At 60.9% G+C, this 17,007-nt stretch carries 12 protein-coding genes and 2 pseudogenes; 10 read left to right on the top strand and 4 right to left on the bottom strand.

The genetic code is table 11. The features are described from left to right. Window positions 1–135: 135 nt before the first annotated feature. Entirely contained in the window at window positions 136–2,394 is a 2,259-nt protein-coding gene (locus CSV86_RS02525) for a putative bifunctional diguanylate cyclase/phosphodiesterase (protein WP_009408360.1), read from the top strand. On the opposite strand, the gene CSV86_RS02520 is transcribed toward CSV86_RS02525, so the two are convergent. Continuing rightward, window positions 2,294–3,184 (bottom strand): NAD(P)-dependent oxidoreductase, encoded by an 891-nt coding sequence (locus CSV86_RS02520; RefSeq protein WP_080604825.1) that lies wholly within the window; start codon window positions 3,182–3,184, stop codon window positions 2,294–2,296. The two genes, CSV86_RS02525 and CSV86_RS02520, sit on opposite strands and share 101 nt — an antisense overlap. Window positions 3,185–3,380: 196 nt before the next feature. Between CSV86_RS02520 and CSV86_RS02515 the strand changes: the two genes are divergently transcribed. Next, complete coding sequence (locus tag CSV86_RS02515; RefSeq protein ID WP_009408362.1) at window positions 3,381–5,564, top strand: hypothetical protein; 2,184 nt, start codon at window positions 3,381–3,383, stop codon at window positions 5,562–5,564. A 255-nt stretch (window positions 5,565–5,819) separates the two neighbouring features. Here CSV86_RS02515 and CSV86_RS02510 read toward each other — a convergent pair whose 3' ends face one another. Then, window positions 5,820–6,125, bottom strand: a complete 306-nt coding sequence (locus CSV86_RS02510) for a DUF2288 domain-containing protein (protein WP_009408363.1) — start codon at window positions 6,123–6,125, stop codon at window positions 5,820–5,822. A gap of 363 nt (window positions 6,126–6,488) precedes the next feature. Here CSV86_RS02510 and CSV86_RS02505 point away from each other — a divergent pair. The 7 genes and pseudogenes from CSV86_RS02505 (at window position 6,489) to CSV86_RS02475 (ending at window position 14,042) form a co-directional block, all read left to right on the top strand. Next, window positions 6,489–7,603: pseudogene (locus tag CSV86_RS02505) on the top strand (branched-chain amino acid ABC transporter substrate-binding protein). Window positions 7,604–7,830: 227 nt separating this feature from the next. Beyond that, window positions 7,831–8,753: pseudogene (gene livH, locus CSV86_RS02500) on the top strand (high-affinity branched-chain amino acid ABC transporter permease LivH). Beyond that, window positions 8,750–10,006, top strand: coding sequence for a high-affinity branched-chain amino acid ABC transporter permease LivM (locus CSV86_RS02495; protein WP_009408366.1), 1,257 nt, complete (start codon window positions 8,750–8,752; stop codon window positions 10,004–10,006). The pseudogene livH and the gene CSV86_RS02495 overlap by 4 nt, the downstream one beginning before the upstream one ends. After that, a complete protein-coding gene (gene livG, locus CSV86_RS02490; RefSeq protein ID WP_009408368.1) occupies window positions 10,003–10,770 on the top strand; it encodes a high-affinity branched-chain amino acid ABC transporter ATP-binding protein LivG in 768 nt (255 codons plus the stop codon). The genes CSV86_RS02495 and livG overlap by 4 nt, the downstream gene beginning before the upstream one ends. After that, window positions 10,771–11,472, top strand: coding sequence for an ABC transporter ATP-binding protein (locus tag CSV86_RS02485; protein WP_009408370.1), 702 nt, complete (start codon window positions 10,771–10,773; stop codon window positions 11,470–11,472). It begins immediately after the preceding gene. Between the two features lie 170 nt (window positions 11,473–11,642). Further along, window positions 11,643–12,320, top strand: coding sequence for a COG3650 family protein (locus tag CSV86_RS02480; RefSeq protein WP_009408372.1), 678 nt, complete (start codon window positions 11,643–11,645; stop codon window positions 12,318–12,320). 105 nt (window positions 12,321–12,425) lie between these two features. Beyond that, window positions 12,426–14,042: an NAD(P)/FAD-dependent oxidoreductase gene (locus tag CSV86_RS02475; protein WP_009408374.1), complete on the top strand. Its 1,617-nt coding sequence runs from the start codon at window positions 12,426–12,428 to the stop codon at window positions 14,040–14,042. A 112-nt stretch (window positions 14,043–14,154) separates the two neighbouring features. On the opposite strand, the gene CSV86_RS02470 is transcribed toward CSV86_RS02475, so the two are convergent. Both CSV86_RS02470 and CSV86_RS02465 read right to left on the bottom strand, forming a co-directional pair. Then, window positions 14,155–15,249, bottom strand: coding sequence for a PLP-dependent cysteine synthase family protein (locus CSV86_RS02470; protein WP_037062490.1), 1,095 nt, complete (start codon window positions 15,247–15,249; stop codon window positions 14,155–14,157). 287 nt (window positions 15,250–15,536) lie between these two features. After that, window positions 15,537–15,851 carry an ArsR/SmtB family transcription factor gene (locus CSV86_RS02465; protein ID WP_000349485.1) on the bottom strand — a complete coding sequence of 105 codons (315 nt, stop codon included), beginning with the start codon at window positions 15,849–15,851 and terminating at the stop codon, window positions 15,537–15,539. Window positions 15,852–15,992: 141 nt separating this feature from the next. Between CSV86_RS02465 and CSV86_RS02460 the strand changes: the two genes are divergently transcribed. After that, window positions 15,993–16,997 carry a permease gene (locus CSV86_RS02460; protein ID WP_040363373.1) on the top strand — a complete coding sequence of 335 codons (1,005 nt, stop codon included), beginning with the start codon at window positions 15,993–15,995 and terminating at the stop codon, window positions 16,995–16,997. The last annotated feature ends 10 nt before the right edge of the window (window positions 16,998–17,007 follow it).

Below are 17,007 nucleotides of genomic sequence, written 5' to 3'. Positions count from 1 at the left end.
TCGCGATAAAAACACCCTTCGCTTCAGTGAAATCAATCTGCCATCCAAGCGGATAGCGCACCATACTCAAAACCAAAAGAGTCTCCAGGCGGTTTGGGGACGAGTGCAAACTCGGCTGAACTGAGAGGCGCGCTAATGGAATGGCTGCATATCATGCTCGCCGAGCACCCGGCGGGGCATTTTGCTCTGGCGGCGCGACACGATCCCTGGCTGATCCTCCTCGCCTACCTGGTGATGTGCGCTGGCAGCTTCGCCACCCTCGACATCATCGAACGCATCGGCGACGCCGAACAGGCCAGCGCCCGACGACGCTGGAAATTGTTGGGCGCCTGCTGCCTGGCCTGCAGTGTGTGGGCCATGCACTACATCGGCATGCTGGCCTTCGAGACTTCGCTGGAAGTGCATTACGACATGTTCCTCACCAGCGTGTCGCTGCTGATCATGCTGTTCGCTGCCCTCGGCGCCATGAGCTTCCTCGGCCAGGGCCAACCGAGCAATCGCCATTACACCCTGGCCGCGCTGTGCATCGCCTCGGGGGTGGCGATCATGCATTACACCGGCATGGCGGCCATGCGTTCCCGGGCCGTGCAACTCTACGATCCGACCCTGGTGCTGGGCTCGGTGGTAGTGGGGCTGCTCGCCGCGCTGTTGTCGATGATGATGGCCCGTCACCTGCGCCAGGGAAACGTAGCGCGCCCGCAACTGTTCAAGTACAGCGCCGCACTGATCATGGCGGCCGGCATCATCGCCACCCACTACGCCGGCATGCACGCATTGACCCTGGTACTCCCCGACGGCGCCGCGCCGCAGATCGTGGTCACCGACAACAGCTTGCAACTGAGCCTGACCATCGCCGTGATCACCCTGCTGATCAGCGGCAGTTGCATCAGCGCCGCGCTCTCGGACAAGAAGCTGCAAAGCAAGGAACAGGACCTGCGCCGGGTCAACACCCTGCTCAGCCAACTCGACCAGGCCCGGGTGTCGCTGCAACAGGCCGCGCACTACGATGCCCTGACCAACCTGGTCAACCGCCGCGGCTTCAACCAGATCTTCGCCGAGCGCCTGGCCGAGCGCACCCAGCAGGGCGGCATGCTCGGGGTGATGTTCCTCGATATCGATCACTTCAAGCGCATCAACGACAGCCTCGGACATGACGCCGGCGATCAGTTGCTCAAGGCCATCGCCCATTTGATCAGCGCCGCCACCCGGACCCAGGACGTGGTGGCCCGCCTTGGCGGCGACGAGTTCTGCATTCTTTTCAACCTGAACAGCGCCGAAGAAGCGCGCGGCCTGGCCCAGCGCATCCTGAACAAGGTCCGCGAGCCCATCGACCTGGCGGGGCGACGCATGGTCATGACCACCAGTATCGGCATCAGCCTCTACCCCACCGATGGCAACACCTGCGATGAACTGCTCAAGCACGCCGACCTGGCGCTTTACCAATCCAAGGGCGGCGGGCGTAACAAGGCGAATTTCTTCAGCGACAACCTCAAGACCCGCGCCACCCTGGAACTGCAACTGGAAGAAGAATTGCGCATCGCCTTGCAGGAAGACCACGGCCTGCGCTTGCATTACCAGCCGATCTACGAGCTGGCCAGCGGCAAGGTCAGCAAGCTCGAGGCGCTGATCCGCTGGCAGCACCCGCAACACGGCCTGCTCAGCCCCGACCGCTTTATCGGCATCGCCGAAACCAACGGGCTGATCGCCGACCTCGACCTATGGGTGCTGCGTCGCGCCTGCCAGGACCTGGCCCAACTAAGCCAGCACGGCTTCGACGAACTGAAGGTGACAGTAAACTGCTCGGCCCTGACCCTGGGCCGTGACGAGCTGGCCAGGGAAGTCGAAGACGCACTGCACAACGCCGGCCTGCCGGCCTGGCGCCTTGAGCTGGAAGTCACGGAAAACGCCCTGATGGCCAATATCCACAGCACCATCGAGTTGCTGCGGCGTATCCGCCACCAGGGCGTATCACTGTCGATCGATGACTTCGGCACCGGCTATTCGTCCCTGGCCTATCTCAAGCGCCTGCCCCTGGATACCCTGAAGATCGACCGCTCGTTCATCCAGGACGTGCCGCATTCCCGGGCAGACAACAATATCGTCCAGGCGATCATGGTGATGGCCCACACCCTGCACCTGAAGGTAATCACCGAGGGCGTGGAAACCGAGGAGCAATACAGCTTCCTGCGGCGCCTGGGCTGCGACGCCATCCAGGGTTACCTGTTGAGCCGGCCGGTACCGCTGGAGAACCTGCACGCGGTACTCGCCAGCCTCAACCATCGCGAAGAGCGCCTTACGGCGTGCTGCGATACAGATCGATCAGCGTCGCCGGATCTTTTTCCAGATAGCCCTGACTGCCATGCAAGCGCATCAACTGCGCAGCCAGGCCGCTGACCGGCGTCGCCACACCCTGTTCGCGGGAAAACTTTACGGCGCTATCGAGATCCTTGAGCAGCGTCCGCACATGCCATTTCACCGGTTCGAAGCGGCTTTCGGCCATTTGCGGGGCGAGGATCTGCAAAGGTTTGGAATCAGCGAAACCGCCGGCCAAGGCGTCGGCGATCAGGCCAGCGTCCACCCCAGACTTTTCCGCCAGGGCCACCACTTCGGCGATCACCAATGCATTGCAGGCGACGATCATCTGGTTGCAGGCCTTGGTCACCTGACCCGCGCCCACGCCGCCCATATGGGTAACGCGCTGGCCCAGTGACAGGAGCGCCGGGCGTACCCGCTCAAGATCGCTCGCGTCGCCTCCCACCATGATTGCCAGGGTCCCGGCTTGCGCGCCAGGCGTACCACCGGACACCGGGGTATCGAGCCAGCCCATGCCGGTCGCCGCCTTGAGTTGCGCGGCCATTTCCCGGGTGGCGGAAGGTTCCAGACTGGAGAAGTCCACCAGCAATTGCCCGGGCCGGGCCTTGCCGGCAATGCCATCCGGGCCGAACACCACCTCGCGCACCACCGCCGTGTCGGCCAGGCACAGCATCACCACGTCGGCAGCCTCGCAGAGTTCGCCGGGTGCCTGCACCTGACGGGCGCCGGCAGACACCAGGGGCGCGCATTTGTCCGGCGAACGGTTCCACACCGTCAGCTCGTGGCCCGCCGCCAGCAAGCGGCGACACATGGGCAGGCCCATCAGGCCGATACCGGCAAAACCCAGGGACAACGGCAATGAATTGCTCATCTACAGCTCCAGACAGTTAAAGAAGTTGACGGATCGGACGATTCAGAACAAGGCGCGACAGGAAAACCCCTAGCATTCATAGGGTAAAACCTGATCGCTTACGCCGGAGACGCACTGATACAGTCGCGAAACTTTCCAGGGATGGCTCAATGATATCGACTGCTGAAAAGCCTTCCCCCCAGGCACATGGCGCAAAATGACCTCCAAGAATACTCCTGCCAACGTGATTTCCGAGCTGCTTTCAGCCACTGCGCCCTCCGCCAATGGCGCGCGCAGCTACTACAGCCAGCCAACCCTGAGCCCGCAGCAATACCTGTATTTCACCGAACCCGACACCCAGCGCATCCTCGATAACCTCGACGGCCTGCGCGACCTGGTGTTTCCGCCAAGCCTGCATGTCGAGGACGACGCCCAACTGCGCCTCGACCAGCAGTTCCCCTCGGTATGCCTGATCGGCCTCGGTCGCTGTGGTTCGAATATCGCCCTGGACGTCGCCGAGCTGGTGTACAACGCGCGGACGTTCTACCTCAACGAATTCAAGAGCGACGACCGGGTCGGCAACGATCCGTCCTACAACCCGGCGCGCTGGATCCGCAACAACCTGCGCCTGGTCCAGGCCAAGAGCGCCAAGCCGGTATTCCTGGTGGAACCGCTGGTCATGCTCGGCGACCTGGACAAGGACATCGCCGGACGCATCCGTTTCTCGCGCAAGGGCGAGAAAAGCGGCTTCCTGCGCGACTACAGCAAGATGAAGATCATGGACCTGTCCGAGGTCCACGCCGGTGGTGCCGGTAACGCACCGATCCTCGGCCAGTACCTGGCGAAGATCATCCTCAACAAGGAAACCCACCGGTTCTCCAGCGCCGACTGGAAACTGATCCACTCGTACCTGATCGATTCCTGCGGGATCAAGGCCAACCAGTCGCGGCTGTACTTCTATATCTTCAGCGCCGGCGGCGGTACCGGCTCGGGCATGGCCTCGGAATTCGGCCTGGCCCAGCAATTCTCGTACATGAACAAGACCTTCGACACCAAGCCGGCCGACGAACAGGACGGCGAGGCCGGGCATTCGTTCGTCTTCGAACCGATCTTCACCAGTGGCATCTGCGTACTGCCGAACATTTCCGACCACCGCAGCGAAATGTCCGAAGCGCTACACATCAATGCCGGCAGGCTTCTGTGCAAATACCTGTCAGAGGAATGGGACTTCTCCTACAACTTCGACAATGAAGACAGCAGCGAAGCCAGCGTGATGGGGCGGATTCGCCCGTGGAACGCGATGATGCTGATTTCCAACGACATCATGCGTTACGCCGAAGAAAGCGATGACGGCAACATCCAGAACATCGACGTCAACGCCATGGAGAAGCACGCCAACCAGTACATCTCCCAGCAGATCTTCAACATCCTCACGGCCCAGGCGGTGACCACCGACTACGACCAGAACTACTTCCGGCGCGCCGGCATCGATATAGGCGAAACCATCCGCCTGGATGCCAACGACCTGTTCATGAGCCTGGCCGGCCCGGTGGCGATCGCCTACGCCGAGTCGGTAGTCCCGGAAACCCCGGGCAACAGTTCGGAGAAAGGTTTCAAGGTGTTCGAGAAGGAACCGCCGCGCCTGGACATCGACGACCTGTTCTTCCGCTCCATCGACCTGCCGCACTTCAACAAGGACACCCAGGCGATCGAGGGCATCAGCCTGCTGCCGATCGAGTCCAGGCGCTACCGCGCGGCCCTTGAGCAGTACCGCAAGTCCGGCTGCGACGCCGCTGCACTGCACGACCTGCATTTCTTCAAGAATTGCTCGTCGGTGGTGTCGATCGTTTCGCTGCCCAAGGACTACAAGCTGTCCTACATGGACCTGAACCGGCTCAAGACCCACCTCAACAGCCTGTTCCCCAACACCACGCTGAAACGCTATGCGCTGGTGATCGGCGCCTCGGCCAACCTGTCGCTGACCACCCTGATCGCCAAGAGCCCATGCCTGTCGGACGACTTCCTGACCTTGATCGTGGCTTTCATCAAGCGCTGCTTCGCCAGGATGCCCTATCGCTTCGACGACACCCTGGACAACGCGATTCTTGAATTCATCACCCGGGAAGAATTCGAGGAAGAGCGCATCGACGAATTGCTCAGCGAATTCGAGAACCCGGCGAAGATCCTCGATACCAACTGGTACGCGATCAAACCGATGTACGAGAAGAAGTACCGCGAACTCATCAACGACAAGAACAAGTTCGTTTCCATCAACGATATTCGCTTGTCGCGGGAGTGCGTGAAAAAGGCCATCAAATACTTGCGCGAAATTTATCGCCACCGGATTGGCAAGACCAAGGTCATTTCGCTCAATAGTCATACTGGCAAGGTCGACTATTAAAATATAAGAGCGACGCGGCCCCTGTGGGAGCTGGCTTGCCAGCGATTGCGATGGTGAACTCACCATAGTCATCGCTGGCAAGCCAGCTCCCACAGGGGCCGCGTCGCTCTTTTATCTTCCAGCCATCCCGCTCCAGAACTGTTACCGCTCCCGACTGGTGCAACGATCACTGTTACCAACCGTCACCCTGCTTGATCGACCTCGCGCACCAAAATGGACTCGCTGTGCGTTTTTACGCACCCGATTGGCGCCACCTCAGGCCGACGGCCGAACCTGAATCACGATGAACGGCTGCACCACCACCGCCCAGATCTCTGGATCGCGGCTCTGCAGGTCGAGGGCCTGCTCGGAGCTGACCGGGCCGACAGTGCCAGCATCACGCCACTGTGCAAAGGTTTCGCTGCGGTTCTCGGCCATCGCCTGTGCGACTTCGATCAGGTCCAAGGACGGGTCGACCCAAATCAGGTCACCCTTTGCCCAAAAACGCTCCAGGGCTTTCCACTCGATTACCGCCGTCTCGCCGAGCAGTTTGGCATAGAGGGTGCTTGGTTCATCAGTCATGGGTTTCACCAAAAATATTCAGGTCATTCGAAAGGCCGGTATTTTTGCAGAAAAACCCAGTTTCAAATAAGTAATTGGTCGACAGGTTCAGCAAAGCCAAACGTTTCCGGAACTTCCGGACAGCACGAAGACGCTTTTTTGTATCTTTATGTCGATCAGGCGACACCCCTCGTTTTTGCCTCGGCGGGCCTGCTTTTCAAGCGATGAAGCAGCGCTCTACACTGTACCGGTACAGTTGCCAGGGCATTCACCGGGGATGAAACCGGAATGCGGGCTGCGATACGGCGTAGCCGTACCGGGTCCGTCGGGTCCTCTGCCATGGCGCAAGGACGATAAAAATTACAACAGAATGAGTGGAGCACTATGAGTAAAGTTTCCAAGCTGTTCGCCGCGATGGTCCTGGCCGGCGTTGCCAGCCATTCCTTCGCCGCCGATACCATCAAGATCGGCATCGCCGGCCCGAAGACCGGTCCGGTGACGCAATACGGTGACATGCAGTTCATCGGTGCCAAGCAAGCCATCAAGGACATCAACGCCGCTGGCGGTGTCGACGGCAAGATGCTCGAAGCCAAGGAATACGACGACGCCTGCGACCCGAAACAGGCCGTGGCAGTCGCCAACAAGGTGGTCAACGACGGCGTCAAGTTCGTCATCGGCCATCTCTGCTCCAGCTCCACCCAGCCAGCGTCCGACATCTACGAAGACGAAGGCGTGATCATGATCACCCGGCTGCCACCAGCCCGGAAATCACCTCTCGCGGCTACAAGCTGATCTTCCGCACCATCGGCCTGGACAGCGCCCAGGGCCCGGCCGCCGGCAACTACATCGCCGATCACGTCAAGCCGAAGGTCGTCGCAGTACTGCACGACAAGCAGCAGTACGGTGAAGGCATCGCCACCGCGGTCAAATCGACCCTCGAGAAGAAAGGCACCAAGGTTGCCGTCTTCGAAGGCCTGAACGCCGGTGACAAGGACTTCTCCTCGATCATCCAGAAGCTCAAGCAGAACAACGTCGACTTCGTCTACTACGGCGGCTACCACCCGGAGCTCGGCCTGATCCTGCGCCAGGCCAAGGAAAAAGGCCTGAACGCCAAGTTCATGGGTCCGGAAGGCGTCGGCAACGACTCCATCTCGCAGATCGCCCAGGACGCGTCCGAAGGCCTGCTGGTGACCCTGCCGAAGTCCTTCGATGCCGATCCCGAGAACAAGAAGATCGTCGAAGCCATCAAGGCCGACGGCAAGGACCCTAGCGGTCCGTTCGTGTTCCCGGCCTACTCGGCTGTCGAGCTGATCGCCCAGGGCATCAAGAAAGCCGGTAGCGAAGATACCGACAAGGTGGCCGCAGCCATCCACGCCGGCACCTTCAAGACCCCGACCGGTGAACTGTCCTACGACGAAAAAGGCGACCTGAAGGACTTCAAGTTCGTGGTCTACGAATGGCATTTCGGCAAACCGAAAACCGAAGTTTCCCCTCAGTAACACCGTCTGATACTTGACCGAAAAGCCCACTGTGCGAGCAGTGGGCTTTGTTTTACGAGGTTCATGGGCCCGCTTCCCGCGATCCGGGATCGGGTTCACCTGAAAATCTTAAAACCGTCACCAGCGGTTCCCTGGCAACGCATCGGCCGAAGTGGCTCCAGACCACAAGGCCATGCCGGGCAAGCCCCGCCAGCGAAATGCATATTCAGGTTTTTAGGAGCGCTGTAATGCCTGAGATCTATCACTTTTTCCAACAGCTGGTTAATGGCCTGACCATTGGCAGCACCTATGCCTTGATAGCCATTGGCTACACAATGGTTTACGGCATCATTGGAATGATCAACTTCGCCCACGGCGAGGTGTACATGATTGGTTCCTACGTGGCCTTCATCGTCCTTGCCGGACTGGCCATGATGGGCATCCATTCGCTGCCGCTGCTGATGACCGCCGCGTTCATCGCGACGATCGTCGTTACCAGTGCCTACGGCTACAGTATCGAACGGGTCGCCTACCGGCCGTTGCGCAACAGCAACCGCCTGATCCCGCTGATTTCCGCCATTGGCATGTCGATTTTCCTGCAGAACACCGTACTGCTTTCCCAGGACTCCAAGGACAAATCCATTCCCAACCTGATCCCGGGAGCATTTCCTTCGGTCCGGGCGGTGCGGAAGAAGTCCTGGTGTCCTACATGCAGATCCTGGTCTTCGTGGTCACCCTGATCGCCATGACCGGCCTTACCCTGTTCATCTCCCGCTCGCGTCTGGGCCGGGCCTGCCGGGCCTGCGCCGAAGACATCAAGATGGCAAACCTGCTGGGGATCAACACCAACAACATCATCGCCCTGACCTTCGTCATCGGTGCCGCCCTGGCAGCCGTGGCAGCAGTGCTGCTGAGCATGCAGTACGGCGTGATCAACCCCAACGCCGGCTTCCTGGTGGGCCTGAAGGCCTTCACCGCAGCAGTCCTCGGTGGCATCGGCAGCATTCCGGGCGCCATGCTCGGCGGCCTGGTGCTGGGTGTGGCCGAAGCCTTCGGCGCTGACATCTTCGGCGACCAGTACAAGGACGTCGTGGCGTTCGGCCTGCTGGTTCTCGTCCTGTTGTTCCGTCCGACCGGCATCCTCGGCCGTCCGGAGGTTGAGAAAGTATGAACAGAAACCTCAAATCGGCGTTCTTCAGCGCCCTGCTGGTCTGGGCCGTGGCCTTCCCGGTGCTCGGCCTGAAACTCAGCATCGTCGGCATCAACCTGGAAGTGCACGGCCAGGGTCCGTTCACCCTCGGCGTGATCGCCCTGTGTTCGGTGCTGATGTTCCTGCGCGTGCTGCTGGACAAGCAATGGAGCGCAATGATGCGCTCGCGTCGGGACGGTCCTTTGGTGCCACCCAAGGTCAGCAACTGGCTGACCCTGCCCAAGACCCAGCGCTACATCATCCTCGGCCTGATCGTGGTCGCCCTGGTCTGGCCGTTCTTCGGCTCGCGCGGCGCGGTCGACATCGCCACCCTGATCCTGATCTACGTACTGCTCGGCCTCGGCCTGAACATCGTGGTCGGCCTGGCGGGCCTGCTCGACCTCGGCTACGTCGGCTTCTACGCCGTGGGTGCATACAGCTACGCGCTGCTCTCGCACTACTTCGGCCTGAGCTTCTGGATCTGCCTGCCGATCGCCGGCCTGATGGCGGCCACCTTCGGCTTCCTGCTGGGCTTCCCGGTGCTGCGCCTGCGCGGTGACTACCTGGCCATCGTGACCCTCGGCTTTGGTGAGATCATCCGGCTGTTCCTGCGCAACCTCACCGATATCACCGGCGGTCCGAACGGCATCAGCAACATCGAGAAGCCGACCTTCTTCGGCCTGACCTTCGAGCGCAAGGCTGCCGAAGGGATGCAGACCTTCCACGAGTTCTTCGGGCTGGAATACAACTCGATCAACAAGGTGATCTTCCTTTACCTGGTGGCCCTGCTCCTCGCCCTGCTGGCGCTGTTCGTCATCAACCGCCTGCTGCGCATGCCGATCGGGCGTGCCTGGGAAGCGCTGCGCGAAGACGAGATCGCTTGCCGCGCACTGGGCCTGAACCCGACCGTGATCAAGCTCTCGGCGTTCACCCTGGGTGCCTGCTTCGCCGGGTTCGCCGGCAGCTTCTTCGCCGCGCGCCAGGGCCTGGTGACACCGGAATCCTTCACCTTCATCGAATCGGCGATCATCCTCGCCATCGTCGTGCTCGGCGGTATGGGCTCGCAGTTGGGCGTGATCCTCGCGGCCATCGTGATGATCCTGCTGCCGGAGCTTATGCGTGACTTCAGCGAATACCGTATGCTGATGTTCGGCGCCCTGATGGTATTGATGATGATCTGGCGTCCGCAGGGCCTGCTGCCTATGCAACGTCCACATATGGAGCTGCGTCGATGAGCCGCGAAATTCTGAAAGTCAGCGGCCTGAGCATGCGCTTCGGCGGCTTGTTGGCGGTCAACGGCGTCGGCCTGACCGTCAAGGAAAAACAGGTGGTCGCCCTGATCGGCCCGAACGGTGCCGGCAAGACCACGGTGTTCAACTGCCTGACCGGTTTCTACAAGCCCAGCGGCGGCACCATCCTCCTCGATGGCCAGCCGATCCAGGGCCTGGCCGGTCACCAGATCGCCCGCAAGGGCGTGGTGCGGACCTTCCAGAACGTACGCCTGTTCAAGGAAATGACCGCGCTGGAAAACCTGCTGATCGCCCAGCACCGCCACCTCAACACCAACTTCTTCGCCGGTCTGTTCAAGACCCCGGCTTTCCGCCGCAGCGAGAAGGAAGCGATGGAGCGCGCGCAGTACTGGCTGGACAAGGTCAACCTGACCGAGTTCGCCAACCGTACCGCCGGGACCCTGGCCTACGGCCAGCAGCGCCGTCTGGAAATCGCCCGCTGCATGATGACCCAGCCGCGGATCATCATGCTCGACGAGCCGGCAGCCGGCCTCAACCCCAAGGAAACCGAGGACCTCAAGGCGCTGATCGCGTACCTGCGCGAATCGCACAATGTCACCGTGCTGCTGATCGAGCATGACATGAAGCTGGTCATGAGCATTTCCGACCATATCGTCGTAATCAACCAGGGCACGCCCCTGGCCGATGGCACGCCGGAACAGATCCGCGACAACCCTGACGTGATCAAAGCCTACCTGGGGGAAGCGTAAATGCTGCAGTTCGAAAACGTTTCCACCTTCTACGGCAAGATCCAGGCGCTGCACTCGGTCAACGTGGAAATCAACCAGGGCGAGATCGTCACCCTGATCGGCGCCAACGGTGCCGGCAAGTCCACCCTGCTGATGACTCTGTGCGGTTCGCCGCAAGCCCATAGCGGCAGCATCCGCTACCTGGGCGAAGAACTGGTCGGCCAGCCGTCCTCGCACATCATGCGCAAGAGCATCGCCGTGGTCCCGGAAGGCCGCCGCGTGTTCTCGCGCCTGACCGTCGAGGAAAACCTGGCCATGGGCGGCTTCTTCACCGACAAGGGCGACTACCAGGAGCAACTGGACAAGGTCCTGCACCTGTTCCCGCGCCTGAAGGAACGCTACAGCCAGCGTGGCGGCACCATGTCCGGCGGCGAGCAGCAGATGCTTGCCATCGGCCGGGCGCTGATGAGCAAGCCCAAGCTGCTGCTGCTCGACGAGCCATCGCTGGGCCTGGCGCCGATCATCATCCAGCAGATCTTCGACATCATCGAACAGTTGCGCCGTGATGGCGTGACCGTGTTCCTGGTGGAGCAGAACGCCAACCAGGCGCTGAAGATCGCCGACCGCGCCTATGTGTTGGAGAACGGGCATGTGGTGATGCAAGGGACCGGGGAAGCGCTGTTGACCGATCCTAAAGTGCGCGACGCTTACCTGGGCGGCTGATCTCCCGGGCCCTATCGCTGGCAAGCCAGCTCCCACAGGGTGGGGACTGGCTTGCCAGCGATGAACCTTACAACCACAGCAGATTTTCCTGACGCAACTTCACTTGTAATCCCCTCCGACCCTGCATACCGTTGGAAATTTTTCAGGCCGAGATCCCGGAGTTTTCCTCGATGCGTATCGCCCCCTCGCTGTTCGTCGCCGCGCTGCTGCCGCTGTTCGCCGGTTGCCAGTTGCTCGCCGACCAGCCGGAAACCAGCGTCTCCACCGCCGGCATGACCCGCCTGCAAGGCGAGCTCAGCGCCGCCAATGGCCAGTTGCTGTTCAAACCCTGCACCGAAAGCCGCCGCTTCGTCGTCCAGGACGCCGGCAATACCGGCCTGTTACAGGAAGCCGCGACCCTCGCCGCCACTCCGGGCGTACTTTTCGCCGACCTGCGCGGCACCCTTTCCTCCAGTAAAAGCGAAGGCACCGACGGCCAGTTCAACGTGCACCAGTTGTACCGGCTCGATCACTCGGCCAGCGCCTGCAGCGACCCCAATTTCAAGCGCCTGACCCTGCGCGCCGCCGGCCACGAGCCATTCTGGAACCTCAATGTCAGCGGCCAGGGCATGGTCCTCAACCGCCCGGACCAGCCACCACTGGCCCTGCCCTACCTGGAAGAGCAGATGCCCGGCGGCGGCATCAGCGTCAGCAGCGAAGCCAACGGGCAGAAGGTCGAGCTGTGGCTCGCTCCGCAACGCTGCGTCGACAGCGCCACCGGCGGCATCAGCCACCTGACCGCGCAACTGCGCCTGGACGGCCAGACCCTCCAGGGCTGCGGTTACTTCGGCGGGTCGCGCAACGACTGACCGCCGGCGCGCATTCAGACTGCCTGCCAGGCCGGCGAAAGCTTTATACTCTCGCGTTTGTGTAAAGCCGCCGGCCCTTCCATGGCCGGGATACTGGACCCTGTCATGCTACGAATCACCGAACTGAAGCTGCCGCTGGATCATCCCGACGAAGCCCTGCGCGAGGCCATCGTGCAACGCCTGGGCATCGACGACGCCGAGCTGCTCGACTTCACCATCTTCAAGCGCAGCTACGACGCGCGGAAGAAGAACACCGAACTGCTGTTCATCTACGCCATCGACCTGAGCCTGCGTGACGAAGCCGCGGTTCTCGCACGGTTCGCCGACGACCACAACGTCGGCATCGCCCCTGACGTGAGCTACAAGCCGGTGGGCGTGGCGCCCGAGGGCGGCCTGGCCGAACGGCCCATCGTGGTCGGTTTCGGCCCTTGCGGCATCTTCGCCGGCCTGATCCTGGCCCAGGCCGGCCTGCGTCCGATCGTGCTGGAGCGCGGCAAGGAAGTCCGTCAGCGGACCAAGGACACCTGGGGCCTGTGGCGCAAGAGCGTGCTCAACCCCGAGTCCAACGTGCAGTTCGGCGAAGGCGGCGCCGGGACCTTCTCCGACGGCAAGCTGTACAGCCAGATCAAGGACCCGAAGCACTATGGCCGCAAGGTCCTGCACGAATTCGTCAAGGCCGGCGCACCCGAGGAAATCCTCTACGTCAGCAAGCCGCATATCGGTACCTTCCGCCTGACCGGCATGGTCGAGAACATCCGCGAGGAGATCATCGCACTCGGTGGCGAAGTGCGCTTCGAGCACAAGGTCACCGACCTGCTGATGGAAGACGGCCAGCTCCATGGCGTGGTCCTGCATACCGGCGAACAGCTGCATTCGCGCCATGTCGTCCTGGCCCTTGGCCACAGCGCCCGTGACACCTTCCGCATGCTGCACGGTCGTGGCGTGTTCATGGAAGCCAAGCCGTTCTCCATCGGTTTCCGCATCGAGCACCCGCAATCGCTGATCGACAAGGCGCGCCTGGGCAAGTACGCCGGCCACCCGAAACTCGGCGCCGCCGACTACAAGCTGGTGCACCACGCGAAAAACGGCCGTTCGGTCTACAGCTTCTGCATGTGCCCGGGCGGCACCGTGGTCGCCGCCACCAGCGAGCCGGGCCGCGTCGTGACCAACGGTATGAGCCAGTACTCGCGCAACGAGCGCAACGCCAACTCGGGCATCGTCGTCGGCATCACTCCGGAGCAGGATTACCCGGGTGGCCCGCTGGCCGGGATCGAGCTGCAGGAGCGCCTGGAAGAACGCGCCTATGAGCTGGGTGGCAGCAATTATCACGCTCCGGCGCAACTGGTCGGTGATTTCGTGGCCGGTCGTCCGTCTACCGCCCTGGGCAGCGTGGAACCCTCGTACAAGCCGGGCATCAACCTCGGCGACCTTGCGCCGAGCCTGCCGGACTTCGCCATCGAAGCCCTGCGCGAGGCGATCCCGGCCTTCGACCGGCAGATCAAGGGCTACAACCTGGCGGATGCGATCCTGACCGGCATCGAGACCCGGACCTCGTCGCCGCTGCGAATCACCCGGGACGAGACCCTGCAGAGCCTGAACCTGAAGGGGTTGTTCCCGGCGGGTGAAGGGGCCGGGTATGCCGGGGGCATTCTATCGGCGGGCGTGGATGGCATCCGGATTGCCGAAGCCGTGGCCCGCAGCATGCTCGGGCTGACCGAGTAAGGCTTCAGGGCCTCATCGCTGGCAAGCCAGCTCCCACAGGGACCGCATGCACCGCGGACTCTGTGGGAGCTGGCTTGAACAGCGATGAGGCCCTCAGCAACACCATGGATTTTCAGATCCCTTCGCGCAGTACCGACTCCGGTAACCCCTCTCCACGCTCCACACACCCCGCCACCGCCGCAATCAACGGTTCCAACACGTACCCCTGCTGCCCCAGCCATTGCTCATCGTAATAGGTCGTCGCGTAGCGCTCCCCACTATCGCACAGGATCGCCACGATCGACCCCGACTCCCCCGCCGATTGCATATGCAGCGCCGCCTGCAAGGCCCCGATCAGGTTGGTCCCGCTCGAGCCGCCGACCCGCCGTCCCAGGCGCTGCGCCAGGTAGTGCATGGCCGCCAGCGACAGTGCATCCGGCACCTTGACCATCGCATCGATCACCGCCGGCAGGAACGAGGCCTCGACCCGCGGCCGACCAATGCCCTCGATGCGCGAACCGCAGTCCAGGCGCAGCGAACGATCGCCACTGCGATAGCAATCGAAGAACACCGAGCGCTCGGCGTCGGCGCATAGCACCCGCGTCGCGTGGCGGCGGTAGCGCACGTAGCGGCCCAGGGTCGCCGTGGTCCCGCCGGTACCCGGGCTGGAAATCAGCCAGGCCGGTTCGGCATGCCGCTCGAAGTGCATCTGGCTGAAGATCGACTCGGCGATGTTGTTGTTGGCACGCCAGTCGGTGGCACGCTCGGCGTAGGTGAACTGATCCATGAAGTGGCCGCCGCTTTCCCGGGCCAGACGCTCGGACTCGGCGTAGATCTGCGTCGGGTCCTGCACCAGGTGCGGCTGGCCACCATAGAACTCGATCTGCGCGATCTTTTCCCGCGATGTGGTGGCCGGCATGACCGCAATGAAGGGCAAGCCCAGCAGCCGGGCGAAATACGCTTCGGAAATGGCCGTCGAACCGCTGGACGCCTCGATCACCGGCGCTCCGGGGCGCAACCAGCCATTGCACAAGGCATAGAGAAACAACGAACGGGCCAACCGGTGCTTGAGGCTGCCGGTGGGGTGGCTGGACTCGTCCTTGAAGTACAGGTCGATATCTGGAAAGCCCGGCATGGACAGGGGAATCAGATGGGTATCGGCACTACGCTGGAAATCGGCCTCGATGATGCGAATGGCTTCACGGACCCAGGTGCGGTGATGATTCATGGGGCGGTTCTCATGCGTCAGGGGCAAATGGCTGTAGAAACGACTACCGTCCATTTAGGCAACTTCCTACATCCTTGCCAGAAAAGCCCGATAGCCATGAAAACACTGAAAGGGTATCCGGAATTTCTGGTTGATAAAATGCCAAAGATGTAAAGAAGAAAATCTTTCTCAGCGGATTATCTGATTGATCCTCTTCAGCCTACTCTACTGCCAATTTTCTGTTTCCACCTTCGCCTGAGTCTTCATAGCGATGCTGACTAGGGAGGACAGCGAGAGCTGGGCAAGCGTCAAAGCGGTTCTGGTTCATGCGCAATCCGGACACCTGCACAACATTCCTCTTGTAAGAAACCGATCAAATTCTCTAGGTGCCCATACTCGGGTATACAGACAATCGTGCGGCTATGTTTCTCCTGCCGGATCAGCCCTACCTTGGCCATGCGCGCAAGGTGATGTGATAGCGTCGAAGCAGGAATACCCAGCCCCTTCTGGATATCTCCGACCGAAGCCCCATCATGGCCAGCTTTGACCAGAAAGCGGAACACGGACAGTCGGTGACTATTCCCTAGCTCAGCTAAGCTGGCTGCAACCTTTTCGTGATCCATAGCACGCCCCAATAATTCGATGTTTCTAGAATTATAGTTGACAGGTCGGATAAACGCAAGTAGGCTGCGTACATCATTTCGACAATACTAGAAATATAGGAGTAATATTGAATGTCATCTCAACTCCAAGACGCTCTAGGCATGTTCGCCTTTCTCGCTATCGAGCTATCGGTTTTATTCATTGGCATTAGCTTGCTGGTCGGAGTTCTTCAACGTCACATCCCACCATCCAAGGTGGAAGCGTTACTGACTTCCAGTGGGAAGCGAGGCTATTTTCTTGCTGCTGGTTTAGGAGCTATAACGCCCTTCTGTAGTTGCTCGACTATCCCCATGTTGAAAGGGTTGATTCGGGCACGGGCCGGTTTTGGGCCGATGATGGTGTTTCTTTTCTCATCTCCGTTGCTGAATCCTATCGTCGTCGGCCTGCTGGTTGCCACGTTTGGATGGACACTTACTGCTATCTATGTGCTCGCCGCTTTGGTGGTCGCGGTAGGTGCCGGATGGCTGCTTCACACGCTTGGCTTCGAGCGTTATGTGCGCCGGACGGCGACACAAGAGAGCAGTGGATGTAGTTCATCAGCAAGCCCGTGCAGTGCTACATCGACCGCATCGAGTTGCGGCACCAACAGCTGCGACACCACTCCGAAGACGGCTTCTTGCGGGGCTGATAGGAAGACAACAGTCTCTACGTCTAGCGAATGCTGTGACAGTCAACCCACTGTCACGGTTAAGAAAGAAGGGAAGTACAGTGGTGTGTGGCGGGAAGCTTGGTCGGACTTTATCGATGTGTTGCCTTACCTGCTCATCGGTATTGCGATTGGCAGCGTGATCTATGGTTTCATGCCCACTGACTTATTGGAGCAGTATGCAGGCCCAGATAATCCCTTTGCCATTCCAGTTGCCGCTGTCATCGGCGTGCCGTTGTATATTCGCGCTGAAGCCGTCATACCTCTGGCAGCGGCTCTGATGGCCAAAGGCGTGGGTGCCGGGACGGTGCTAGCGTTGATCATCGGCAGTGCCGGAGCCAGCCTGACTGAGCTCATTCTGTTGCGCTCTTTGTTCACGCTGAAGCTTTTAGCGGCGTTTTTAGCAGTCATTTTTGCTATGGCGATGATTGCCGGTTACGCCACCTACCTGTTTTTCTGATCAAGGCGGG

The sequence above is a fragment of the Pseudomonas bharatica CSV86 genome (assembly GCF_000319305.2).
GTDB classification, from domain to species: domain Bacteria; phylum Pseudomonadota; class Gammaproteobacteria; order Pseudomonadales; family Pseudomonadaceae; genus Aquipseudomonas; species Aquipseudomonas bharatica.
The sequence above is the reverse complement of the archived record's forward strand: the minus strand, read 5'-3'. Positions and strand labels throughout refer to the sequence as shown.

Coding starts and splice junctions, on each gene's coding strand:
- CSV86_RS02525 (WP_009408360.1), top strand. CDS start 136: ATGGAATGGCTGCATATCATGCTCGCCGAGCACCCGGCGGGGCATTTT.
- CSV86_RS02495 (WP_009408366.1), top strand. CDS start 8,750: ATGAACAGAAACCTCAAATCGGCGTTCTTCAGCGCCCTGCTGGTCTGG.
- livG (WP_009408368.1), top strand. CDS start 10,003: ATGAGCCGCGAAATTCTGAAAGTCAGCGGCCTGAGCATGCGCTTCGGC.
- CSV86_RS02485 (WP_009408370.1), top strand. CDS start 10,771: ATGCTGCAGTTCGAAAACGTTTCCACCTTCTACGGCAAGATCCAGGCG.
- CSV86_RS02475 (WP_009408374.1), top strand. CDS start 12,426: ATGCTACGAATCACCGAACTGAAGCTGCCGCTGGATCATCCCGACGAA.
- CSV86_RS02465 (WP_000349485.1), bottom strand. CDS start 15,851: ATGGATCACGAAAAGGTTGCAGCCAGCTTAGCTGAGCTAGGGAATAGT.
- CSV86_RS02480 (WP_009408372.1), top strand. CDS start 11,643: ATGCGTATCGCCCCCTCGCTGTTCGTCGCCGCGCTGCTGCCGCTGTTC.
- CSV86_RS02515 (WP_009408362.1), top strand. CDS start 3,381: ATGACCTCCAAGAATACTCCTGCCAACGTGATTTCCGAGCTGCTTTCA.
- CSV86_RS02520 (WP_080604825.1), bottom strand. CDS start 3,184: ATGAGCAATTCATTGCCGTTGTCCCTGGGTTTTGCCGGTATCGGCCTG.
- CSV86_RS02460 (WP_040363373.1), top strand. CDS start 15,993: ATGTTCGCCTTTCTCGCTATCGAGCTATCGGTTTTATTCATTGGCATT.
- CSV86_RS02510 (WP_009408363.1), bottom strand. CDS start 6,125: ATGACTGATGAACCAAGCACCCTCTATGCCAAACTGCTCGGCGAGACG.
- CSV86_RS02470 (WP_037062490.1), bottom strand. CDS start 15,249: ATGAATCATCACCGCACCTGGGTCCGTGAAGCCATTCGCATCATCGAG.